General features: G+C 46.4%; 21 protein-coding genes. 18 read left to right on the forward strand and 3 right to left on the reverse strand.

All coding sequences use genetic code 11. The features are described from left to right. Positions 1-92 precede the first annotated feature (92 nt). From BS614_RS16335 to BS614_RS16355, 5 genes are all read left to right on the forward strand, one after another. Positions 93-821 (forward strand): (Fe-S)-binding protein, encoded by a 729-nt coding sequence (locus BS614_RS16335; RefSeq protein WP_074094732.1) that lies wholly within the window; start codon positions 93-95, stop codon positions 819-821. Beyond that, positions 818-2,338, forward strand: coding sequence for a LutB/LldF family L-lactate oxidation iron-sulfur protein (locus tag BS614_RS16340; protein ID WP_074094733.1), 1,521 nt, complete (start codon positions 818-820; stop codon positions 2,336-2,338). The genes BS614_RS16335 and BS614_RS16340 overlap by 4 nt, the downstream gene beginning before the upstream one ends. Next, complete coding sequence (locus BS614_RS16345) at positions 2,328-3,053, forward strand: LutC/YkgG family protein (protein ID WP_074094734.1); 726 nt, start codon at positions 2,328-2,330, stop codon at positions 3,051-3,053. The genes BS614_RS16340 and BS614_RS16345 overlap by 11 nt, the downstream gene beginning before the upstream one ends. 215 nt (positions 3,054-3,268) lie before the next feature. Then, positions 3,269-3,823: a glutathione peroxidase gene (locus BS614_RS16350; protein WP_074094735.1), complete on the forward strand. Its 555-nt coding sequence runs from the start codon at positions 3,269-3,271 to the stop codon at positions 3,821-3,823. A gap of 298 nt (positions 3,824-4,121) precedes the next feature. Beyond that, on the forward strand, positions 4,122-7,295 hold the full coding sequence (locus BS614_RS16355) for a bifunctional cytochrome P450/NADPH--P450 reductase (protein WP_074094736.1): 3,174 nt from the start codon (positions 4,122-4,124) through the stop codon (positions 7,293-7,295). A 199-nt stretch (positions 7,296-7,494) separates the two neighbouring features. Here BS614_RS16355 and BS614_RS16360 read toward each other — a convergent pair whose 3' ends face one another. Next, the gene (locus BS614_RS16360) at positions 7,495-7,917 is read right to left on the reverse strand and encodes a hypothetical protein (RefSeq protein ID WP_036608832.1); all 423 of its coding nucleotides are present in this window, start codon (positions 7,915-7,917) and stop codon (positions 7,495-7,497) included. A 123-nt stretch (positions 7,918-8,040) separates the two neighbouring features. Here BS614_RS16360 and BS614_RS16365 point away from each other — a divergent pair, with 123 nt between their 5' ends. Beyond that, complete coding sequence (locus tag BS614_RS16365; protein WP_074094737.1) at positions 8,041-8,385, forward strand: hypothetical protein; 345 nt, start codon at positions 8,041-8,043, stop codon at positions 8,383-8,385. Between the two features lie 174 nt (positions 8,386-8,559). Here BS614_RS16365 and BS614_RS16370 read toward each other — a convergent pair whose 3' ends face one another. Continuing rightward, entirely contained in the window at positions 8,560-10,215 is a 1,656-nt protein-coding gene (locus BS614_RS16370) for an MGH1-like glycoside hydrolase domain-containing protein (RefSeq protein ID WP_074094738.1), read from the reverse strand. Between the two features lie 171 nt (positions 10,216-10,386). After that, the gene (locus tag BS614_RS16375) at positions 10,387-11,676 is read right to left on the reverse strand and encodes a Gfo/Idh/MocA family oxidoreductase (protein ID WP_036670584.1); all 1,290 of its coding nucleotides are present in this window, start codon (positions 11,674-11,676) and stop codon (positions 10,387-10,389) included. A gap of 127 nt (positions 11,677-11,803) precedes the next feature. On the opposite strand from BS614_RS16375, the gene BS614_RS16380 reads away from it, so the two are divergent. The 12 genes from BS614_RS16380 to BS614_RS16445 all read left to right on the forward strand — a co-directional run bounded on the left by BS614_RS16380 (position 11,804) and on the right by BS614_RS16445 (position 23,275). Further along, positions 11,804-12,706 carry an AraC family transcriptional regulator gene (locus tag BS614_RS16380; RefSeq protein ID WP_074094739.1) on the forward strand — a complete coding sequence of 301 codons (903 nt, stop codon included), beginning with the start codon at positions 11,804-11,806 and terminating at the stop codon, positions 12,704-12,706. Continuing rightward, positions 12,703-13,149 (forward strand): RidA family protein, encoded by a 447-nt coding sequence (locus BS614_RS16385; RefSeq protein ID WP_074094740.1) that lies wholly within the window; start codon positions 12,703-12,705, stop codon positions 13,147-13,149. Before BS614_RS16380 ends, BS614_RS16385 begins: the two co-directional genes overlap by 4 nt. Positions 13,150-13,157: 8 nt before the next feature. Then, a complete protein-coding gene (locus BS614_RS32560) occupies positions 13,158-14,573 on the forward strand; it encodes a GNAT family N-acetyltransferase (RefSeq protein WP_425320256.1) in 1,416 nt (471 codons plus the stop codon). A gap of 29 nt (positions 14,574-14,602) precedes the next feature. Continuing rightward, entirely contained in the window at positions 14,603-16,825 is a 2,223-nt protein-coding gene (locus BS614_RS16400) for a class I SAM-dependent methyltransferase (protein ID WP_074094742.1), read from the forward strand. Then, complete coding sequence (locus tag BS614_RS16405) at positions 16,822-17,400, forward strand: histidine phosphatase family protein (protein ID WP_244898144.1); 579 nt, start codon at positions 16,822-16,824, stop codon at positions 17,398-17,400. Before BS614_RS16400 ends, BS614_RS16405 begins: the two co-directional genes overlap by 4 nt. A 61-nt stretch (positions 17,401-17,461) precedes the next feature. Further along, positions 17,462-17,839 carry a 3'-5' exonuclease gene (locus BS614_RS32460; RefSeq protein ID WP_074094744.1) on the forward strand — a complete coding sequence of 126 codons (378 nt, stop codon included), beginning with the start codon at positions 17,462-17,464 and terminating at the stop codon, positions 17,837-17,839. A gap of 12 nt (positions 17,840-17,851) precedes the next feature. Further along, complete coding sequence (locus BS614_RS32465) at positions 17,852-18,124, forward strand: 3'-5' exonuclease family protein (protein WP_074094745.1); 273 nt, start codon at positions 17,852-17,854, stop codon at positions 18,122-18,124. Between the two features lie 22 nt (positions 18,125-18,146). Beyond that, on the forward strand, positions 18,147-18,521 hold the full coding sequence (locus tag BS614_RS16420) for a hypothetical protein (RefSeq protein ID WP_074094746.1): 375 nt from the start codon (positions 18,147-18,149) through the stop codon (positions 18,519-18,521). Positions 18,522-18,699: 178 nt separating this feature from the next. Next, positions 18,700-19,698: an ABC transporter substrate-binding protein gene (locus BS614_RS16425; RefSeq protein ID WP_074094747.1), complete on the forward strand. Its 999-nt coding sequence runs from the start codon at positions 18,700-18,702 to the stop codon at positions 19,696-19,698. Positions 19,699-19,913: 215 nt separating this feature from the next. Continuing rightward, positions 19,914-21,521 (forward strand): helix-turn-helix domain-containing protein, encoded by a 1,608-nt coding sequence (locus BS614_RS16430; protein WP_074096868.1) that lies wholly within the window; start codon positions 19,914-19,916, stop codon positions 21,519-21,521. Between the two features lie 573 nt (positions 21,522-22,094). Then, entirely contained in the window at positions 22,095-22,415 is a 321-nt protein-coding gene (locus tag BS614_RS32565; RefSeq protein WP_074094027.1) for a transposase, read from the forward strand. Positions 22,416-22,438: 23 nt separating this feature from the next. Beyond that, a complete protein-coding gene (locus BS614_RS16445) occupies positions 22,439-23,275 on the forward strand; it encodes an IS3 family transposase (RefSeq protein WP_425320279.1) in 837 nt (278 codons plus the stop codon). Positions 23,276-23,688: the final 413 nt, after the last annotated feature.

The raw sequence follows: 23,688 nt of genomic DNA on the forward strand, positions 1-23,688 counted from the left end.
CAGCGATCGGAAGGTTATTCTGTCATCGGAGTGTCCAGTGTAAATATTCTTAGTCAATTTATCTACTAATCAGTTAATAGGAGCGTGTAATTATGAAGGTCTCCTTATTCATTACCTGCCTCAGCGATGCCATCTATCCCCGAGTGGGGGAAGCCATGGTCAGATTGCTCGCCGCTCATGGCGTTCGGCTGGATTTTCCGCCGGTGCAGACCTGCTGCGGTCAGCCTTCCTACAATAGCGGGTACTGGGATGAGACTCGGGTAGCGGCCAAAACGATTCTTGAAGCGTTTGACGACAGTGATTTTGTGGTATGTCCTTCAGGATCGTGTACGTACATGATTCATCATTATCCCGAGCTGTTCGCGGATGAACCAGTATGGTTGGAGAAGGCAAAACGATTGGAAGCCAAAGCTTATGAGTTTACTCAATTCCTCGTTCAGGTACTCGGGATAACCGATCTGGGCGCACGTTTTCCGCACAAAGTAACCTATCATCCATCCTGTCATGGCAGCCGTCTGCTTGGTGTGAAGGATGAACCGATGGCGCTGCTCTCTCAGGTGAAAGGACTGGAATTGGTTCCGCTTCCTTTCGCTGAGGATTGCTGTGGGTTTGGGGGTACGTTTGCCATTAAAATGTCCGATATTTCGGGAGCGATGGTGACGGAGAAAGTTGATCATGTCAAAGAGACACAAGCTGAAGTGCTGGTTGGTCTGGACATGGCCTGTCTGATGAATATCGCAGGTAATCTGCGTTATCGGAATGAACCGGTGCGTGTGATGCATCTGGCGGAACTACTGTATGAGGGGGTGCGAACAGGATGAGCCAACCGGGAGTTATGGATACTACGGTCAAAGAACGTGCCGGACTGGCCTTGAACGATGATTTTCTGCGTAAAGCGGTCAAATTCACGACAGAACGATTGCGTAACGGAAAGAAGTCTGCCTCAGAAGAACATGGGAATTGGGATGAATGGCGGGAGCGTGGCCGTCAGATTCGTCTGCATACGATTGCGTATTTGGATTATTATCTGAATGAATTTGTGAATAATGCCCGAGCGAACGGGGTTCATATTCATTTTGCAGATACATCGGTGGAAGCAGCGGCGATTGCGCTGGATATTGCGGCGCACAAGCAGGCTTCTACGGTGGTGAAGTCCAAATCGATGGTGTCGGAGGAAGTGCACCTGAATCATGTATTGGAGTCGGCGGGCATTGAAGCCATTGAGACCGATCTGGGTGAATACATCATACAGTTGGCAGGTGAAGCCCCTTCTCATATTGTCATTCCAGCCATCCATAAGAACCGCTACCAGATTGCAGAGTTGTTATCGAAGGAAGCGGGTGAAATTCTGGAGCCGGACACAACGGTACTTGCCGGATTTGTTCGCAAAAAGTTGCGCGAGAAGTTCCTCGAAGCAGATATCGGCATGACCGGCTGCAATTTTGCGATTGCAGAGACAGGTTCCATGGTTTTGTTCGAAAATGAAGGTAATGCCCGTATGGTATCCACTGTTCCAAAAACGCAGATTACACTGATGGGCATGGAGCGGATCATCCCGTCGTGGACGGATCTGGAGGTCATGGCAACCTTGTTGCCACGCTCTGCAACAGGTCAGAAACTCACGATGTACATGTCAGGCATCACAGGTCCTCGCCGTACAGCGGATGCGGATGGGCCGGATGAAATGCACATTATTATCGTAGATAACGGTCGATCCCTTCAGCTCGGTGATCCTGAATTCCAGGAGCTGCTGAATTGTATTCGCTGTGGTGCTTGTCTGAATGCTTGCCCGGTATATCGCCATATTGGAGGTCATGCCTACGGTGGAACATACAGTGGTCCGATTGGCGCGGTACTGACACCTGCACTCAATGGCAACATTGATGAATGGAACGATATTGCGGGTGCTTCGAGTCTGTGCGGGGCCTGCTATGAAGCATGTCCGGTCAAAATTCCGCTGCATGATATGCTCGTTTATTTACGCAGGCGTAAAGTGGAAGACGGCCATGGAAACAAAATGGAAAGCATGGGTATGAAGGGTTTTGCCGCCGTGGTTTCCAATTCCAAACGTTTCAGTGCGGCCATACGTCTGGGACAGATTGGGCAGAAGGCAGTTGTACGCAACAACGGCATTACTCTCAAGCTGGGTCCACTCAAAGGCTGGAACAAGTATCGGGTTGCGCCAAGCCTCGCCAAGAAATCCTTCCGGCAACAATGGAACAAACTGGATCAGGAACTGAACCAGGAGCAACCGGCCATGGATTCTTCCGTTCGCAGTCGCATGGAGCAGATTATTCGTGAACGAGAAGAGGGGGAGGGTACTAAGCATGGTCACTGAACATCAGCAATGGCTTGCACAATTGGAGAAGAAGTCCATGGAGAAACAGGAGCAGTTCATGAATGACATTGCTTCGAAATTGAGAAGACCAAGGCAACGCCATGCGCCGACCCAACCCTTTCGGGGAGCACCTGACTTTTGGACTGAATTGGAATGGGATGAAGAGAAGCGTATTCAAGCATTTACCGATAACTTTGTAAGTGTAGGCGCACACATTGCCCGGGTTCAGAACATGGAGGAAGTATCTCAATTTATAGCCAACAAATCTCATGAACTGAGTGCCAAGTATATCATTCGTCAGAATGAACAGGCGTTACAGGATCTCGGATTGGAAGAGCAGCTTCCGGATGTACAGATCTCAGTGTGGAATAGTCAGGCGGATGAGAACTGGAAGGCTCGGGCAGCTGAGGCTGATATCGGTGTGGTTATGGCGGATTATGCAACAGCATACACAGGCTCGGTCACTGTTCTTTCTTCACCGGAAAAAGGTCGTTCGGTCAGTCTCTTGCCTACGGTACTCATCATCATTATTCCAGTGGATCGACTGTACACCAGACTGGGTGAGACGCTGGATCGATTTGATGAAGTGGGAAGAGAGAATCTTCCGGCAGGCATCCACTTTATTTCCGGGCCAAGCCGCTCTTCCGATATTGAAAATGATTTAACCATTGGGGTACACGGACCAGGCATTGTATATGGTTTAATAATGGGTTAACGATGTGTTGAGCGTGATGGCACATCATGATTTTGATAACTGTCCGAGATGCAGTATTTGACTGCAGAGGGCAGTTTTTTATTTTTTTTGCTATAGTTAAAAGCTATTAAAATTATATTAATTATATATTTCACCTATTAATGATGGAGGTGTATAATCCATCTCAAGAGAGAATTCATATGAGATACAAAAGAGAAAGAGGAGGAGAAGTACAGATGAGTATATTTTCTTACCAAGTTCCGTTTATGGAGGGACACGAGGGTGAATTTTCTGCTTTTAAAGGGAAGGTGCTACTTATTGTGAATACAGCAAGTCGGTGCAGCTACTCCCGTCAATTCAGTGAACTTCAGCAGATGTATGAGAAATATGGTGATCTGGGGCTGGAGATTCTGGCGTTCCCGTGCAACCAGTTTAACGACAAAGAACCTGGCAGTAGCGCTGAGGTAGCCGAGTATTGCAGAAGTCAATTTCAGATATCCTTTCCGATCCTCGAGAAGGTTGAGGTTGTGGGGCAATCGATGCATCCATTGTTCCGTTATCTGATTGAAGAAGCGCCATTTCAAGGTTATGATCTGGACACGAAGCAAGGTCAGTGGATGGACACTTTTGTGAAGGAGAAGCATCCAGAATTGTACCAAGGAGACGGGATCAAATGGAATTTCACCAAATTCCTGATTGACCGCAGTGGAAACGTCCATGGCCGTTATGAAACGACAGTTGCTCCATTAGAGATGGAGTCCGCTATTCAGATTCTGTTAAAGAAATCATAAGTATATCGTAATCCCTGTCCTGAGGTCCTATGACTTTGGGACTGTTGAAGATTAGAACTGGAAATGTTAGGGTAAAAGAAGATAACGAAGTCCTCCATTTTTTTTAATCAAAAATGACCAATATACCATTCTGGTCATTTAGTTCTTTGATGGTTTTATCGTTATCTGGATGAAATATGAAAATGTGCAAAAAATAACTTGAATCTGTTGATCTGAAGAGTAAGTGTAATCGGGTCTGTAAATCCAGTCATTATTTTTAGTTGTAGAACTCTTAACTTGGAAAGAAGGAGTGAGCGTCATGCCACCAATTTCAGTGCCTCAACCAAAAACATTTGGCCCACTGGGCAATTTGCCGCAATTGAACTTTGAAGAGCCGGTGCAATCCTTGGTGAAACTGGCTGAAGAATATGGACCGATCTTTCGTATGGAGTACCCCGGGCGAAGTGAATTGTATATTTCCGGTCACGAACTGGTCGCCGAGGTAACAGATGAATCCAAATTCGACAAACGTGTGTGGGCACCCCTTGCGAAGGTTCGTGCTTTTGCAGGAGATGGACTATTTACGAGTTGGACCGAGGAGCCGAATTGGAAAAAAGCCCATAACGTACTGCTGCCAAGTTTCAGTCAACGTGCCATGCAGGGATATCACAACAAAATGATTGATCTGGCTGTGCAGCTGGTTCAGAAATGGTCACGATTGAACCCGGATGAGACGGTTAACGTCCCGGATGATATGACACGTCTTACGCTCGACACGATTGGCCTGTGTGGGTTCAACTATCGGTTTAACAGCTTCTATCGGGAAGAACCTCATCCATTCATTACGAGCATGGTTCGTGCGTTGGATGAATCCATGAGTTCATTGCAACGACTGCGTCTGCAAGACAAGCTGATGATCACCAAAAAGAAACAGTTTGAACAGGATATCCGTTCCATGTTCTCTTTGGTGGATCACATTATTGCCGAACGCAAAGAGAAACCGCAGGAAGGCGCAGATGATCTGTTGTCCCACATGCTCAGCGGCAAGGACCCGGAGACAGGAGAAACGCTGGATGATGAGAACATCCGTTATCAGATTATTACATTCCTGATTGCTGGACATGAGACCACAAGTGGACTGTTATCCTTCGCCGTTTATTATCTGATGAAGAACCCGGATACGCTGGCTAAAGCCCAAGCTGAGGTGGATCAGATACTGAAAGATCCGGTTCCCACGTACAACCAGGTTCGCAATCTGAAGTACGTTCGTATGGTTTTGAATGAAGCATTGCGCTTATGGCCTACGGCCCCGGCATTTTCTCTGTATGCAAAAGAGGACACGGTACTTGCGGGTCAATATCCTTTGCAAAAAGGAGACAGCGTCAGTGTACTTATTCCCAAGCTGCATCGCGACCGCGAAGCATGGGGAGACGACGTAGAGGAATTCCGCCCGGAACGGTTCGAAGATCCGAGCAAAGTGCCGCATGATGCCTATAAACCTTTTGGTAACGGTCAACGGGCCTGTATTGGTCAGCAGTTTGCACTTCAGGAAGCAACGCTGGTACTGGGCATGGTGTTGAAGCATTTTGACTTCATAGATCATTCTGATTATCAGTTAAAGGTGAAAGAAACGCTGACGCTCAAACCGGATAACTTCACAATTCGTGTACGTGCGCGTGGGGGGCAACCAGTCATGGCCGTTCCGGGTGTAGCGGTAGAAGAACCAAAGCCGGTTGCCAAAAGAACGGAGCCGGATGCGGCGAATGCCCACCACACACCGATGCTAGTTCTGTACGGTTCCAATCTGGGTACCGCTGAAGGCATTGCTCGTGAAATTGCGGATACTGCCAGATATCAGGGTTTCCGGAGTGAGGTCGCTGCGCTGGATGATCGTGTTGGCAAACTGCCAAAGGAGGGCGCCGTCATTATTGTCAGTGCATCCTATAACGGTCAGCCGCCAAGTAATGCCAAGATGTTTGTCGAGTGGATTGAACATGCGGATGCCAATGAATTCAAAGGTGTGCGTTTCGTCGTTCTTGGATGCGGTGACCACAACTGGGCCAGCACCTATCAGCGTATTCCGCGTTTAATAGATGAACAGTTATCTTCCAGAGGAGCAGAGCGGTTATCACCGCTGGGTGAGTCAGATGCCAGCGGTGATTTTGAGAAACAGGTGGAGGATTGGACAGAGCAATTATGGCCGGATCTCGCACGAACGATGGGACTGAAACTGAACACAAGCTCCAATAGCGAACGCAGTTCACTGTCTGTACAGTTTGTCAGCGGGCTCGCCGTAACACCGCTTGCGGATACGTATGATGCACATGTGGCAGAAGTACTTGAGAACAGGGAGCTTCACGACGCGGGAAGTGAACGAAGCACACGTCACCTGGAGATCAAATTGCCTGAAGGCATAACCTACAAGGAAGGCGATCACCTGGGCATTCTGCCGCAGAACCCACCGGAGCTGGTGGAACGTGTACTTCGTCGTTATGGATTCACCGGAACGGAGCATCTCGTTCTGGATGCATCCGGTCGCAGTGCCGCGCATCTGCCGCTGCATCAACCGGTGAACCTCTATGATCTGCTCAGTCATAGCGTTGAGCTTCAGGAGGCGACGACTCGTGCGCAGTTGAGAGAAATGGCAGCATACACCGTATGTCCACCGCATAAGAAAGAACTTGAAGCGCTGCTTGATGAATCTGTGTATATGGATGAAGTGCGGAATAAACGGATCTCCATGCTGGATTATCTGGTGAAATATGAGGCATGTGAACTGCCGTTTGAGCGTTTCCTTGAATTATTGCCTTCACTAAAAGCCAGATATTATTCGATCTCCAGTTCACCGCGTGTTCAGCCCGATCAAGCGAGTATTACGGTCAGTGTTGTGCGCGCCCCAGCATGGAGTGGACAGGGAGAATACAAAGGCATTGCGTCCAACTATCTGGCTAACCTGAAACCGGGTGACGAGATCGTCATGTTCACGCGGACACCGGAATCCGGGTTCCAACTGCCGGAGGATGCACAGGTTCCCGTTATCATGGTAGGTCCGGGTACAGGTGTTGCTCCATTCCGAGGTTTCTTGCAGGCAAGGCACGTATTGAAGGAACAAGGTCGTGAGGTTGGCGAAGCCCACCTGTACTTTGGATGCCGGAATCCCGAGCATGATTATCTGTACAAAAATGAATTGGAAGCAGCCCAGCAAGAAGGGCTTGTGAAACTTCATACGGCCTTCTCCCGTGTAGACGGGGAGGAGAAATGTTATGTACAGCATCTGATGAGAGACGATGCCCGTCATCTGATTCCTTTGTTTGAAGAGGGTGCGCATCTGTATATCTGCGGTGATGGCAGCAAGATGGCACCTGATGTGGAAGCCACACTCCAGCAGGCATACGCTGATATACATGGCAAATCCGCGAAGCAAGCAGAAGATTGGCTTAATCAGCTTCAGCAGGAAGGTCGTTATGCCAAGGATGTATGGACAGGCATCTGATGTACACATGTGAAGGGTCAGCTTGATCCGTAACTGGCTGAGCGGTGAGATACAGAAGCAGTTCTGTTCTCACCGCTTTTTGACATAAAATGATTCTTCAGCAGATAAGTGGTTGCATGGGTTATAATTATATATTGGAAGGGAGCACCCGTATGCAGACATTTGGGAACCATTGTATGGCTTGCGAAAAGAACCAGCTTTACTTCCGCCTACAAGGCCGTTTCAGGTTTTTTCTTCCGGTGGTTGGCCGATAGATCGACTCGACGCTGGAGAGAGGAAATAATATACGGGAAGGGACTCTGCCTTTTCCCTGGAGTTCAAGATAATCCAGTCCCACGCCCACAAGTCTGATATTGTTAAATGCATTCCTGGAAGGGAAAGTCGTACGGATTCCCACTCTGACGCCTCGCCGTGTTCGAGGAATATCAAATACCCGAATGGAATTCAGACTGAGTGGAATGAATAACTGCCGGTTTACTTTGATAAACTGCCTTGGATAGACACGACGAATACGTCCCGGTTCCAACCCGGAGAGTGGAGTATTCAGTTCTGCAAGGTGCCCCTGGAGTTCTGCCAGGCGCTGCTGAAGTGTTTTTCCAGTATGGAGATGCTGCCAGCTCATAAGTATTCCTCCGTTCGCCATTTGTACCTAGTATATGAAGGAACGGGGTAGGAAGGTGTACGTTTGATAGCCCATGTTCGTTAAGGCTAACGGGGTTTCTTTTATAATAGAGGAGTGATTCACATGATCGTAGAAATGTATAAAGACCTCATTAAGGATGAGCGTGGCAATTATTATCTGGCAGTACAGATGGATGGCAATGAGCTTACGCTCGTTAATGCATTCGTTGAAGCGGCATTCACGCCTGAACTGATCTACAATGAAGAGTTCCGTGCCAAACATAAAGAGATGGAAGGCGGGTTTGTAGGCAAAATTGCGATGGACCTGTTAAGGCATGATGTGGTCATGGGGATGAAGCAAATCGACCGCAAACTGTTGAACTTGTCGGATGTGGAACAGCATTTCACGGTAAATTATATTGATACGATTGAATTTTATCGTCACCCGGCGTGGAACCGTAAGGTGTAAGGTGAAACTCATCTCCTCTGTAACCAGAGAGAGAATGATTTCCGAAGTGGTAGTCAATTTTTCTATCTTGTGTCCTTATGAATAAGAAATAAAGAGATGTAAACCCGCAAAAGGGAAAAGCGCAAGTGCAGGGGCAGTAAACCTCCGCAACTTGCGCTTTTTGCATACAAACAATTAACGATACGTAGGATAGATGATGCCAATATCGCGCTCGGTGCTCAAATTTCCATCAGCATAACGCTGCATTTCATTTCCTTTGACCCGAATCGGAATGCGCTCTCCTTGATAGTAAAGCTTCCCCTCGACGGTGCGAACGCTCATTCCAATGATGCCTTTCAGATGTCCACTATGATCCGTCACCAGTCGAATCCCTGACGGGCCGTCCAGATGAACCTTGCCTTCCAGATATACCGTCATGCGATCAGGCGTGTTGACCAATTCATATCCTAATCCGTTGATTTTTCGGCTATAAGCCGTGTTACCAGATACGATCTCGCCATGATCCATATCGATGGGGAGCAGTCCGGTAAACCAAAGCTGATTCGATCCAACAGGCATAATTCCGCATAATCGCTCCACATAATCAAGGAGACAGAGGATGGAGGGCGAGTACGTCTCGGTAAAACCTTGTTTTCCCGTCCATGGGCTTAGTACCTGACTAAATCGCTTATCTTTGGATAGAGCGGACAAGATTGGTTGCATTACCCAGGTTAGCTCCACATATCGATGATGATACTCGAATGCGTGTGGCGCCCGAATCAAACTCAGGAAATTGGATGCCCCTCCCCAGCTGTTATAGGAGGAAAAGGGATCGAATCTGGGATCATCCATTGAGATCGATGTAAACGGGTATTTAGCGAAAAACTTGCTTGTATTTAACAGGTACCGACGCAGTAGGTTATCGAATAATTCACGGTCGCCCACCTCGCAGGCCATTACGCGGAGCAACACATCAGATTGGACTCTGACCAATTCGTCATTGCGATCCCGATCATAGAAGAACATATCCTGTTCGTCGTAACAATAACGGAAAAGACTTTCCAGGCTAGACTCGGCTTTTGCTTTCCAATCCGTTCCCGATACTCCCAGTTCTTCAGCCATACGGGACAGATACATGCGCTGACAATAGATATTGGCGGTCAGATCCGGTGCCAGAAAAGGCAGAATCGGAGAATCCGGATGATAGGCAGAAGCATCATTCATATAAGGTGTATCCGGAGTATGCCAGAAACGCGGGGATAAGTCATGTCCGGTGTCAAACGTACTGAAGGCCTCTACACAGCCAGTTCCTCGGGTATTACGGTTGTGTGCAATCCACTCATCGTAACGAACCATAGCCTTATACATCGTGTTCAGGAAAGGCGACTGCTTGCCATGATTGCTATGAAGCTGATAGTGGTTCCATACACTGCGTGCCAGTGGAGTGACCAACTGGATTTGCCGGAAAGAGGGCCCGTTTGCCGTGAGTTTATACGGGAACAATCCATCATCTCTTTGCTGCTTGGCAAATGCGAGGTACGTTGTTTCGGATACCGAAGGCAGCAGGCGAGACAGTAGCTCTGCATTGATGGTACCTGTGCTCTCTAACCAACATCCGAGATAGATGCCACCTTCTTGTAAAATAGGATTGCTGTCTCCTATGGGCAGGATGCAAGCAAGCAATTTCTCCACAGCTGCATAATACGTAGCTTCCATTTGACCGCCCGATGCCGCAAACCGGATACCCGACGCATGCCATTCTTGTAATAACTGCTGATCTTCCGGTTTAACTGGCTGAACTTGATCCATCATCGAAATGTTGCGCAGCCGATTCAGTATCTCTTCTGTCATATGTTCCTCCTTGTAGCGTCTGCTTATTGATTCGATTCAAAAATACGAACGGTCCCGTTATAGAAGTCGGAGACAGCTTGTGTGCAGATTAATGTTAAAAATATAAAAAAAGACTGCGTGATATGCGCAGCCTTTAAATGAAATTAATAATGTAGTGCAGACCTGGGAGACTTAGAAACGAACCAGATTATTAACATTGACAGGCAAACCCGTGGCGATGGCGCGATTGGCAGCAATACCCGTCAGAATGGATCTGGCACCGTCCACGTGGTTAGCAGCGCGATGGAACGGATCTTCAACAGGCTCTCCAAACAGATCATTCAGCAGGACCGGGTCACCTCCGCCATGTCCACCTGCTTTCTCTTCCACTTCAACCTCATATGGCGCATCAAACATTGGAAGAACCCGCAACGTTTTACCGATTAAAGCACCTTCTTTACTTTTGTCACCCAATGAATTGACATAGGATTGCTCCACAATGTTCATTTCAATCCGGCCTTTGGTGCCATTAATGGCAATGCGATAACCCTCCCATGGCTGGTAGGCAACGAGGGAGTAGGTCAGAATGGCTTTGTTCCGATACTTCACAAGAACACCCATTGTATCCTCAATGTTGATGCCATCCCCAAATACACTCTGATCGCGCTGGTAACCATCTTCCGATTCGGCATCCAGATACATGGACTTCATATGTGCGTCTGAATCCAAATGCAGTGCAAAAGGGTCATCCTTTGCGATCGGGTTGCCGGTTGCCCGGTTGTAGAATTGCGTTACACCGCGTTCTTCTGCGTTTTCTCTGCCGTAATACATCAGATCACCAAATGCAAACACGGTATCCGGTTGCGAACCAATCCAGAAATTCACCAAGTCAAAGTGGTGGGTAGATTTGTGCACAAGCAGTCCGCCGCTATTACGCTTGTCCCGATGCCAACGGCGGAAATAATCTGCCCCATGGCGGGTATTCAGCAGCCATTCAAAGTGAACGGAAGTAACTTTCCCGATGGTATCATTCAGAATAAGTTCTCGAATCTTAGTATGGTGCGGTGCATAACGGTAGTTAAAGGTGACTCTTACGTTCTGGCCAGTCCGCTTGACAGCATCCAGAATCTCCTGACATTTCTCCTCATCGATGGTCATCGGTTTTTCGGTGACAACGTCACAACCCAGTTCCATCGCACGAATGATGTACTTGTGATGGGTGCGGTCAACGCTCGTTACAATGACATAGTCAGGTTTCTCGTTCTCAATCATCTGATCAAACTGATCTGCAGGATAAGTGGGTACCTCAGGATACTCGTACTTTTCCTTCAATAGTTGATTTGCGTAGTTCATGCGGACTTGATTTATATCACAAAAGCCGACAAGCTCGGATGTATCCCTGTAATCCCGGGTCAAAGCACCATAAAAAAATTCGGCGCGGCCGCCGGTTCCGACTAATACATAACGTTTCTTGTTACTCATGTCTATCGCCTCCTTGAATATAGCTCTAGACTATAACAAGGGAGTACTTCTTTCGCCGCATTTTATGCGTAACCGCTTTCAAATGCCGCATATTTTGCTATAATTTATGGAAAGGAGAGAGGGCGCCATGACAGAACCTTTCAGTGCAGATTTTCATGATCCCACGGATTTGCTGCACATCGAATATGATCGTCGCATTGGATATTTCTCGATGACGGATGACCATCTGCATGATCATTATGAGTTGTATTATCTGTTGTCTGGTGAGCGTATTTATTTCATCAAGGACCGGACTTATCGGGTAAAGGCTGGCGACCTGGTATTTGTTGACCGCAATACGGTTCACAAGACATTGGAGAGTGGCATGCCCGACCATGAACGGATGGTGCTGTATTTGAAGCCTGAACTTTTTGCAGCCATAGCTATTTCAGCGGAGTTAGTTGAAGGCTTGAAGGAACCCTTCTGCTGGGAGATTCCTATTATAAGGTTTCCTTCACAGGTCACGGAGGTTCTAGAACGGATGGTTAGCGAAATGGTGGATGAAATGCTTCGTCCTCAACCTGGAAGCAACCTGTTGCTCCGTCACCGGGCTATTGAATTGTTGCTGCATGCCTATCGGAATCAACACTTGGGCAGGTTAAGCTCCGATGATCGTGAGCCGGTTCTTCATCCCAAGACACAGGCAGTTGTACGTTACCTGAATGAGAACTATCAGAAACCACTGACATTACCGGAGGTGGCGGGCATGTTTCGCATTAGTCCGCATTATCTGAGTCGATTGTTCAAACAAACAACGGGATTTACCTTCAGCGATTATCTGAATCTGTTACGGGTGAAGGAAGCACAGCGTTTACTGCGAGAAAGTGAAGAATCCATTACAGATATCGCCTGGCTTGCGGGATTCAGTAACTTCTCTCATTTTGGCAAGATGTTCAAACGTACCGTTCAGGTATCACCAAGAGTTTATAGGCAGGAATACAAGGAATTGGGTTCCGTGAGGACCGTAAAAGAGGGAGAGAATGGACGATGATTGAAGCGAGATTAAATGAACTGGGGATCATTTTGCCACAGGCCAGTGCGCCCGCAGCGAAATATGCCAATGCCGTTATTGTGAATGGAATTATGTATGTATCCGGGAAAGGACCGGATACCTCCGAACGCGGCAAACTGGGATCAGACTTCACAACAGAGCAGGGGTATGATTTTGCCCGGAATGCTGGACTGGAGGTGCTTGCTGTCGTTCGAGATGTGCTGGGTTCTCTGGATCGGGTGAAGAGAGTGGTTAAAGTGCAGGGCTTTATCAATGCGACCGTTTCGTATCAGGAGCATCATAAAGTGCTGAATGGATTCTCGGATCTGATGATGGAGGTATTTGGGGATCAGGGGGCACATGCTCGTTCAGTATTCGGTGCAGTGTCCGTAAGGGATAATTTGCCGCTGATCATTGATTCTATTTTTCAAGTGGAGGAGTAGGTATAACGATGACAGAATCGTCTTCATCTAATCCGATCATGTTAACGATACCCGAGAGCTTCCATACGGAACGCCTCACAATTCGAGCACCACAGTGGGGGGATGGCGCAGCCGTTAATGAAGCGGTCCGTGAGAGTGCGGAGCAGCTGCGGTTGTGGTTACCTTTTGCCGAGAAAATCCCTTCATTGGAAGAGTCTGAAGTGACTGTTCGCAAAGCAAGGCTGCAATATCTGGAACGTACCGACATGATGTTACATTTGCGTGATAGACATACGGATGAATTCGTAGGCAGCAGCGGGTTACATCGTATTGACTGGAATGCACGCTGTTTCGAGATCGGTTACTGGATTCGAACATCGCGAGCTGGTGAGGGTTTGATGACGGAAGCGGTGAGAGGCATTGAGCAATTCGCCATTACTCATCTGGAGGCTAATCGGCTGGAGATTCGCTGTGATGCCAGGAATCTACGAAGCGCCAAAGTAGCTGAACGAGCGGGGTATACGCTGGAAGGGACAGTACAGGTACGCTGGTCGATTGTATGGTTTTCTCCAAAGTCAGAGGCAGTGAGTTTGAGTAAATGGAGGGTAGGTATGGAGCGAATTGGTCAGGGAAGAACTGCGGAAATCTATGCGTATTCGAACGAGCACATTATGAAGTTATATCGAATGAATTTTCCGCTCGAAGCAGTACAGAATGAATTTAGAATAAGTGAGTTTGCATTCAAAAAAGGACTCCCCGTCCCACAGGCAGTATCCTTGATAGAACATACTACATCGAGAGCAGGCATCGTTTTTGAGCGAATCCAGGGGATTACCCTGTTATCACTTATCATTCAGCAACCGGAGTTACTAGAGCAGCTGGCGTTTAAAATGGCTGACTGCCATTACAGACTTCATTGCGAGCGAGATGCTGAAGGGACACTCCCCTTACAGAAGCAGATTTTATCGGGAGCGATTCGCAATGTTCGATTATTGTCGGAGGACGATCAAGCGCAAGTCCTTTCTTACTTAACAACATTGCCTGATCGGCAGCAGATCTGTCATGGCGATTTTCACCCTGATAATGTTATGCTCAGTGAGGTTGGCGATCAATACTGGGTCATTGATTGGATGACTGGAATGTCCGGTGATCCTGCGGGTGATGTGGCTCGAAGCTGGGTAATATTAATGAGCGGCACTTTGCCGGAAGATACGGAGCCTGCGATACGAATGGGTTTTGAAATGGCTCGTGAATCACTGGTCGAATATTACGTTAATCACTATATACAGCTTTCCGGTATTTCCCGGGAAACGGTTGAATCTTGGATGCTGCCCGTTGCTGCAGCACGTCTGGATGAGGACCTGCCTGCTCAAGAGGTGGAACAACTGCTAAAGTTTGTTCAGGAACGAATTCGTCGGTTAGACGAATCTGATCATTTTATATAAAAGGGTAGAGAAAGAGAGGGGACGAATTCATGCTGCATTCATTAAAGGCCATACAATCATACAAGTCAGGTAACACGCCGGAAGCCCAGCAGCAATGGCTGCAACTGCTGGCAGCGGCGGAGAAGCCCCATATTAACCTCGAACGCATTCATTCCATTGCCGAACTTGAGGGCACGAATCCAGTGTTGGATTACACTGAGCTTACACTGCACGTGCTGGAGAAACTTCAGGTTTCTTTTTGGGTGCGAGAAATTCTGGAGGACGTATTAATCTGGTCAGAGACGGCGAAGGCCGGATCACGGGAGCAGCGGCGGGTATGGCAAAAGCAAGGCGTTAACCTGTTTGTACACAATGTGGGGTCCGCTCAGTTATATGATCTATACGCAGGGGCAGGCCACCTGGATAACGACATCGGTAAGAGCAGGGTGACGAGTATCAATCAACCTGGATCTGAGAGCGATGCCCTAAGTAAGAATGAGGATTTAAGCGAGCATACTGCGCCGCCTTCACACACGCCAAGACATGAGATTATTCGTACTCTAATTGCTACGCATGGACTTATTGGTCAATACATACGCGGCGAGATTCCATTTGCCGAGAATGCTTCGCTCCACGGCTTGATCGTCAAAGGGTGGCTAACTACAGATGAACTGCACACCATACTGATGGCATTAAATGAGTGCATTATTGCAGGCGTTGATCCAGCGCTATGGAATCAGGTACAGGCTGAGGTAGAACGAATTGTAGGCTGGATTATCGCTGGACCGGATCATGAGGACTGGAGCGTGAAGGAACGGTTATCCCGCTTAAGAAGTTCATCCATACGGCAAGGAGAAGCTATGGACGAGGCTTATGCCAAACTTCAAACGGAACTGGATGTGGAGCTAATTCTGGCTCCGCTGGCTCATCGTACTCTGTGGTATGTGGAGTCGGCCATGCAGGATTTTTCGTTGCAGGAGATGGTGAAAGTGTTCCTTCTGACGCTTCGCAGCGAAAGTATGAATCCAACATTTTTGGAGAGTCGATCTGAAATCGTTCGCCATATCAGCTTTGAACCATTGATGAATACGATGTATTACGACTACAAAGGTGTGAAGAAGCTCAATATTTACAAAAAACGAATGATTGAAAAGTATTTGGAACAGTATGCATGGGAACAGATTGTGTCAGGGGAGCAGATCGTCTATCCCCATCTAACCCATCGGATTGAGCGTCATGCAGATCTGCCGGATACACTGTTCGTGACCTTTGAATTTTCTCCAGCGGCTGAGAAGCTGATTGCATTCTGTATTGAAGCGGAAAAGTCGCCGTTATACGAGAAGGCTGTACTGCTGTTATTTGACCTGTTCGGATTACGCCGGGATGCCTATGACAGATTCCACAACGAAGAGACGTATTTGTCCGATATGAACAGCTCCGGTGATTATAAAAAAGTGCTGCTCGACTATATCGTAGGTAAACGGGTACTTGATATCGGTCCAGGTGGAGGAATTCTGCTGGATCTGATTGAGCAGGAAAAACCGGAAGTGGAGCCGATTGGTATCGATATCTCAGCCAATGTCATTGAAGCGCTGGAACGCAAAAAACAGCGTGAGGGACATCGCTGGCAAGTGATGAAGGGCGATGCCCTGCAACTGGAGCAATATGTGCAGCCAGGCACAGTGGATACGGTTATTTTTTCATCCATTCTGCATGAATTATATTCATATATTGAACTGGACGGTCGAAGATTTAATTCCGATACGGTTGTGGCAGCGCTGAGAAGTTCATTCCGTGTGCTGTCACCTGGAGGAAGAATTCTGATTCGGGATGGCATCATGAGTGAACCGGAGACACAGAAGCGCCGGATTCGTTTCCTGGAAGCGGATGGGATGCGCTGGCTGGAGCGGTATGCAGAGGATTTTCAGGGACGTGCAATTAAATATGAGCGGATCTCAGACAACGAAGTAGAGATGCCGATTAACGATGCGATGGAATTTCTTTACACGTATACGTGGGGTGAAGAGGCATACGTGCATGAAATTCAGGAGCAGTTCGGTATATTCACGCCGACAGCCTATGAGAACTGTATTCGAGAAGCACTGGGTGAACAAGCCGAGATGATTACTTTCCGACATTTTCTCCAAGAGGGTTATACGGAAGCACTTGGAGAACGAATGATCTTCATGAAGGAAAATGGTGAACCTGCGCCTTTGCCAGACAGTACCTGCCTGATTGTCATTGAGAAGAAAAAAGGGTTGGCGGATGGATGATGAGTGAGGCCAGTACGTTTTTGTATTTTGTCAGACATGCGGAGTCTCGATATGTTGAAGGACAGGAACGCGAGCGTGGACTGACAGAGCAAGGTCATCAAGATGCAGGAACGGTTGCCAGTCTGCTCCATGGGGAGCAGATTCAACTGTTCTATTCTAGCCCTTATAGACGAGCGGTGGATACGATTCAGATTCTGGCAGATCAGTCAGGTGGAGTTGTGGTGACGGAGGAAGATCTGCGTGAACGCCAGTTGTCGAGTTCGGATGTGAAGCATCATAATTTTCGTGAAGCCAAGCAGCAGTTGTACCGTGATCCTACGTATGCGTATTCAGGTGGGGAGTCTGGTGAACAGGCTCGCTCAAGGGCAGTAGCGATAATCGAGAAAATTTTGGATAGGCATGCGGATCACAAGGTAGTCATCGGAACCCATGGAGATGTAATGACGCTTATTTTACAATATTATGATTCTTCCTACGGGTATGATTTCTGGGAGAAGACGACGATGCCGGATATCTATAAATTGGTGTTTGATGGAACGCAAAAGTTGGTCCAGGTCACCCGATTGTGGGAGTGACAGAGTTATATATGAGAAATGTATTAACCAGAATGATAGTGGAGAGGAGTGTGTTGGACGGATGAAAATTACGCTGTTGCCTGATACATACTTTATTGAAAATCTAAGCGTATCTTCATTACAGGATAGAATGTACTGCATATTTGATCTCGAAGGTACAGGCATTAATCCTGTGGTGGAGAGTGTGACTCAATTTGGTGCGATGCATTACCAAAGAGGTCAACAATGCAAGACAACATTTTCTTCACTTACACGCGCGAACAAACCAATACCAGAACCTGTGGCGAAATTAACAGGAATTTCGAATGAGGAAATGTTGGAGGCTCCGTCGTTCGTAGAAGCATTTCAGGAATTTCAGAAATTTATTGGTGATAACGTTCTTGTGACACAAGCTGGATATGAGTATGACCTACCCATCTTGAAGCGGCATTGTGATTAGTATGGGCTTCCGATGTTGACCAACCCGGTGCTCGATACAAAAGCGATGTTCACCTACATTCATCCTGAGATTACCGAGGTCGTCTCTACGGATTTTTTGATTCGGTATTACGATCTGAATACAGATGGAATTCACAGGCACAATGCTTTGGCAGATTGTGATGTGATTGCTCGTATCTTTGAAAGTATCCTTAGCGAATATGAGGAACTTCAATTGGATCATTTTACAGCCGATCCAAAGCAGATGATGAAACGTTTCGTTATACCAGAGATGTATATGACTTGACGAGGAACTGGAGGGGAGATCAATGAGCAAAATGGATGTGGAGAAGCTACTGTTGGATCTTAACGAGGGACGGATTATGACCCAGCAGACATTCGAAGGATTGGATGTGGAAGTTTACCTTGATGAAAGAGATACCTATGCATTTGCTGACGAGTGGATGCAATCCTTTGAACGATGGGCTCAAGCTTCCGCTGTGGCTGAAGAAGAGGTGCTGCGTGCATGCAGGGAACAGGCGTTCAAACAGACATTAGCTCTCAACTGCGAACCTGAGTTAGCGGGGTATGTAAGTGATGATATGGGTTTAATTGGCGCTGCACTGTTACAGGATGTGATGCAAGATTCCTTTGTGAATCAGCTATTGGAGAGTTATCGTCAAGGTCGGTTGCCCCTGCGATAAGCGGGGAGCGACCAATATGATTGTTTTCGTTTGTATAAAAAAATAGCATCAAATGTACATTGTGAGTGGGATGAAGCATGAGTTACAATTCACCTAGGCAATAGATGAGAATGATAATCATTGTATGTATAACATTCTCACGGTTACATCAACAGATCACATAGGGGTGAAGGGTAACATGGTAGGTTTTATTAAAGGTTTCAAAGGGTGGACGATCACATTACTGCTCATGGGTTTAGTGATTTCAGGATGTAGTACAAATACCGCTACGAATGCGGAACAGACTCCTGCAACTGAAAGTGCAGCTTCTGGAGAAAATACTTCTGGATCTGAGACAGAGCCTGCGACACGGGTTGTACAGGATGAATTTGGAGATGTGACGATTCCGGTTCAACCACAGCGGATTGCTGGAATATATGTAGAAGATTATCTGAAGGCGCTCGATATTACACCTGTAGTACAGTGGTATCATCCTTTGTGGGGTGTACAGGATTATTTAGGACTGGATGTTCCGCAATTTGATACCACAGGGAGCATTGAAGCTTTGTTGGAATATGATCCGGATCTCATCATTGTAGATGGTGGAGTGGATATGGAGAAATATGAGATGTATTCCAAGGTGGCACCGACGTATCGCTTGCCTGAGAGCGTGTTGCAGGATTCGAATCAAATTTTGAAAACCATTGCCGATGTTGTGGGTAAACCGGAAAAGGGTGAAGAAGTTGCTACGGCATTCGGAGCCAAGGTTGCAGATGCTAAGGCGAAGTTGCAGGAAGCGGTTGGAGACGAGACCGTCGCAGTTGTCCGGCTGAATGTTAACGATGATACACTGGCGTTGTTCGGTGTGAAGAATCGATTTACCGGATTTATTTATTCTGAGCTTGGTCTAACACCTCATCCTCTGGTTAGCAAGATGGAAGAATATCAGGAAATCTTGTCTGAGGAGGCCATCCCGCAACTTGATGCGGATCATCTTATTATTTTCCCTTCCAATGGAGAATGGTCATCCCCTGAGAACAAGGAAGCTTTGAAGGTACTTGACAGCAAGTTGTGGCAGTCGCTTCCGGCGGTTAAGAACAATCAGGTGTATATCATGGAAAGAGCACATTGGCAATCAGGTGCGATTACAGCGAATTCCATGAAAATTGATGATCTCTTGAAAAAAATGACTCCATAAGTGAATCAATTTCATAAGACCTTAATCCATTTTTAGTGAGTCATGAAATTGATTCGAGTATGATCCCATAAGAAAGTTCTTCAGTCAGGGTTGAAGAGCTTTCTTTTTTCGTATACACTATTTTAAATGATAATAATTCTCAGTTAAGGACGATGAACATGTGCCACACCATAATACAACTGATCCCCAAGCCCTGGCTATGCTCACTTCAGCATATGGAATACGTAGATCACCATCAATCTCATATCGATAAACGTTTGCTATATAAAATATCATCTTCACACTCTATATTCGTTGTAACGTCTGGGAAGGGTTCAATAGTTTGCTCAGATCGGGAATCTCATCTGGAAAAAGGAATGATTATGTTTGTTCCGTCTGGAACATCCGTTAAAATAGAAGGTTCGCCTTGGACAGAAAGTGAATTGCAGTACTATAAGCTTGATCTGATGGTGGCTGAGTTTAAAGAAGAGACTTCGAACGCTTTGTCTAGAAGAAACACGGAGCAGCAGCAGGAACTTTCCCAAAGTCCAGATTCTCCGACATTATTACCTCTTATGCAACTCAGCTACAGTCCGTGGAGTTCCTGTCTGGAAGCCTTGGAACAAATACTGCGTCAACAGATCACTAGCGATTGGATGGAGCAATGGGAGGTACAGCTTCGTTTTCAGGAGTGGTTCCGAGCCTTGCTTCGCCAGAGTGATCCCAAAACAGAAGCACCCGATGATCGTGCCCGTCTTCAAAGTTCAATTCGTTATATTGTCGACCATTATGATCAGACCATAACCGTGGATGAGCTCGCAGCAGATATTGGTCTAACAAGAGCCAGCTATACTCGGCAATTCAAAAAAATTACGGGCAAGCTTCCGCTTGATTATGTGAATACGGTTCGGCTTGAACGCTCGAAACAACTATTGCAGCTGACGGATGATCGCATCCATGAAATTGCACAGAATGTGGGATTTAGCAGCGAGTATTATTTTGGTCGCCGATTTAAGCAATACGCTGGTATTTCACCTGGGTTATACCGCCGTCATCACCGTCAAGAGGTTCGAGTCTTTGCTCCGTATCTGGAGGACTTTGTGTTGGCTCTTGGCGTAAAACCCGTATTGCAATGTTCGCATCATTCCTGGGGCAGACAGCAATATTTGGGGTTGGATGACGTACCTGAATTTGATGTGAGCCAGATGGATGCGCAGTTTAATCTAGGCAATGTACCTGATTTTATCATGCTGGATAAGGGATATGATCGATGGAATCTGGACCGCTTTGAGCAGGTAGCACCTACATTTTACGTAGATCATCTGGGGGAGGATTGGCGCTCTATTTTGAGATCGACCGCCGATGTATTGGGAAAAGTGAATCGGGTTCAAGATGTAATTGGTGCGTATGAGGACAAGGCAATGGAAGCTAAGAGTCGGTTAGCACGTTATATGCGTGGTCAGACGGTAGCTTTTTTGCGTATATCTGCTTCGGATATTACTCTCTATGGGGATCAGCAGGGTTACGTTGGGCCTGTAATTTATCAGGATCTTGGACTGACTCCGCACTCCCGTGTACAGCAATGGACAAGATACGAGCGGAGGATTTTCATTGGATTGGACCAGTTAAGTCAGCTTAATGCGGATCACTTGTTGATTACATTTGACACTGGAAATTCTGCCAAACCTGGAGATGAGCGCGAACTACTCGAAAGGAATGAATGGAAACGTCTGCCTGCGGTGAAGAGCGGCAATGTGTATGAGGTGGATTTCATGTCATGGATGAACTACGGTGTGATCTCTCATGGGAAGAAAATTGAGGATATATTGCGGTTTATGGCTTGATAATGAATGGTCTGTGAGATGTTTTTTGAAAAAATCAAGAAAAAGAAAACCATATAACTTTCAAAGCTATCAAAATTTTGTAATGTAATTCACAGGCACTCTATGAATCTACTGGTATTATCCTTTTTTAATCAATAATCTGTTTGTTTAATAGACTAAATAAAGGAATTTCAATTAGATTGAGGAATATCTTATAACAGATAGGATATAACCTAAAGGAGCAGATTAATGATCAAGGATAAAATTCCAATTTGGTTCTGGTGTACCTCGGTAGTAGTTGTCATTATGCTAGTATATAACTTGTTTCAAGTAGATTCTCGTATTAACATGCTTGCACTAGGCATTCTAAATATTGCTAATGCCATTCGGATGTGGAAGAAATATCGGAACTCAGCAATTATATTTTTGATAATAGGTGTTCTTTGTGCAGTTTTATTTTTCAAATATCTATATCAATAATCATATTGAAGCCTGACCGTCATCTATATGTGGTATTATCCCCTTTAAGTAGACACTAAAAAAAAACTTCATGTTATCATGGAGGTTCAAGTGATACTTGGAGGGGATATTTTTATGGCGAAAAAAGGGCAAACATTTCAGACATATACGGAAGAATTCAAATTGAATGCAGTTAGATCCTATGTCGAAGGTTCTTCAAGTTACAAGGTGGTTGCTGAGCGCGAGGGGATTCGAAACTGTTCACAACTGAAGGTGTGGGTGAAAAAGTGGAAAAACGGGGAAGCGTTCGATGAGCGAAAAAACAGTGTGCCCAATCCACTGAAGGGACGTCCCCGTAAAGCCTTTGGCAGCGTGGAGGAAGAACGAGACTATCTTCAAGCACAGGTGGATTATTTAAAAAAGCGGTATCCAAATCTAGTAAAGGAGAAGCGCTGAGCCAACGGGAGAACTACGATATCATAGATGAATTGCGCTGCTCGCATGACATTACACGCCTATTATCGATTACAGGAATACCCCGTTCCAGTTACTACAAATGGCGAGCAACACAGCCGCAGCGAGATGCAAGACAAGACCGTGACCGTGAGATCAAAGAACACATGATGGCTATTCATTTTGAAAACCGAGAGTTTGGTTATCCTCGTATGACAACGGCGCTCTGGGAGTCTGGCCTGAACGTGAATCACAAGAAAGTATATCGAATCATGCGGGAACTATCGATCCAATCAGTGATTCGCAAGAAGCGGAAGAAGTCCAGCTATACGCCATCTGTGATCTATCCGAATCGCCTAAAGCGCCAATTTCATGCTACAGCACCCCAGCAAAAAATGGTGACGGATATTACCTATATTTCGGATGGGAATTCATTCGTTTACCTGTCCGTGATTCAAGACTTGTTCAACAACGAGATTGTAGCTTGGCAGTTATCTAAACGGAACGATGTTCAGCTCGTATTGGATACGGTGGAACAATGGACACAAAAAAGAGACGTTTCAGAAGCCGTGCTCCATTCGGATCAGGGCTTCCAATATACGTCTCAGGCGTACAACACACGATTAGAAGCATTCGGCATTAAGGGCAGCCACTCTCGCAAAGCAACCTGCCTGGATAACGCATGCATCGAATCCTTCTTTTCGCATCTCAAGACAGAGAAGCTGTACCTTAATCAGTGTAATTCAGAAGTAGAGATTCGACAAGCCGTGGAAGATTATATGTACAATTACAATTACCGACGTTTTCAAGCCAAACTCAAACAGCGCGCACCGATTGAATATCGATGCGCGCTGGCAGCATAGCTTTTTTCATCTGTCTACTTGACAGGGGTATGACCAGTCTTTTTAGTTTCAGAGATTAGAACAATGAAGGAATCATAATGAGCGACAAATGACAAAAATATCTTGTGTGTGGAACAGTCGGAACAGATCGAGTGCCAGTTGATGGAGTGAAATTTCTGTTCGCCATCTGCTAAAAAATATTGACCAGCCGTGTGCGCTGAACGAAATCTATTACTAGCGCGTATTGTTCAACGTTGTCTGGACCTTTCAAGAAATTAGGGACGCGCATATTATTCCCAAGATTGAGGATATACAGCGGTTTATTGCTTGATGGATGGGTTTTGAATAACAAACAGGCTGGATTCAACATCGGAGAAAAGGAAAATATTATAACATTCCATTTTAATGTATAATATAGGAAAAATAGAATTGGA

This window comes from Paenibacillus xylanexedens (assembly GCF_001908275.1).
GTDB lineage: Bacteria > Bacillota > Bacilli > Paenibacillales > Paenibacillaceae > Paenibacillus > Paenibacillus xylanexedens_A.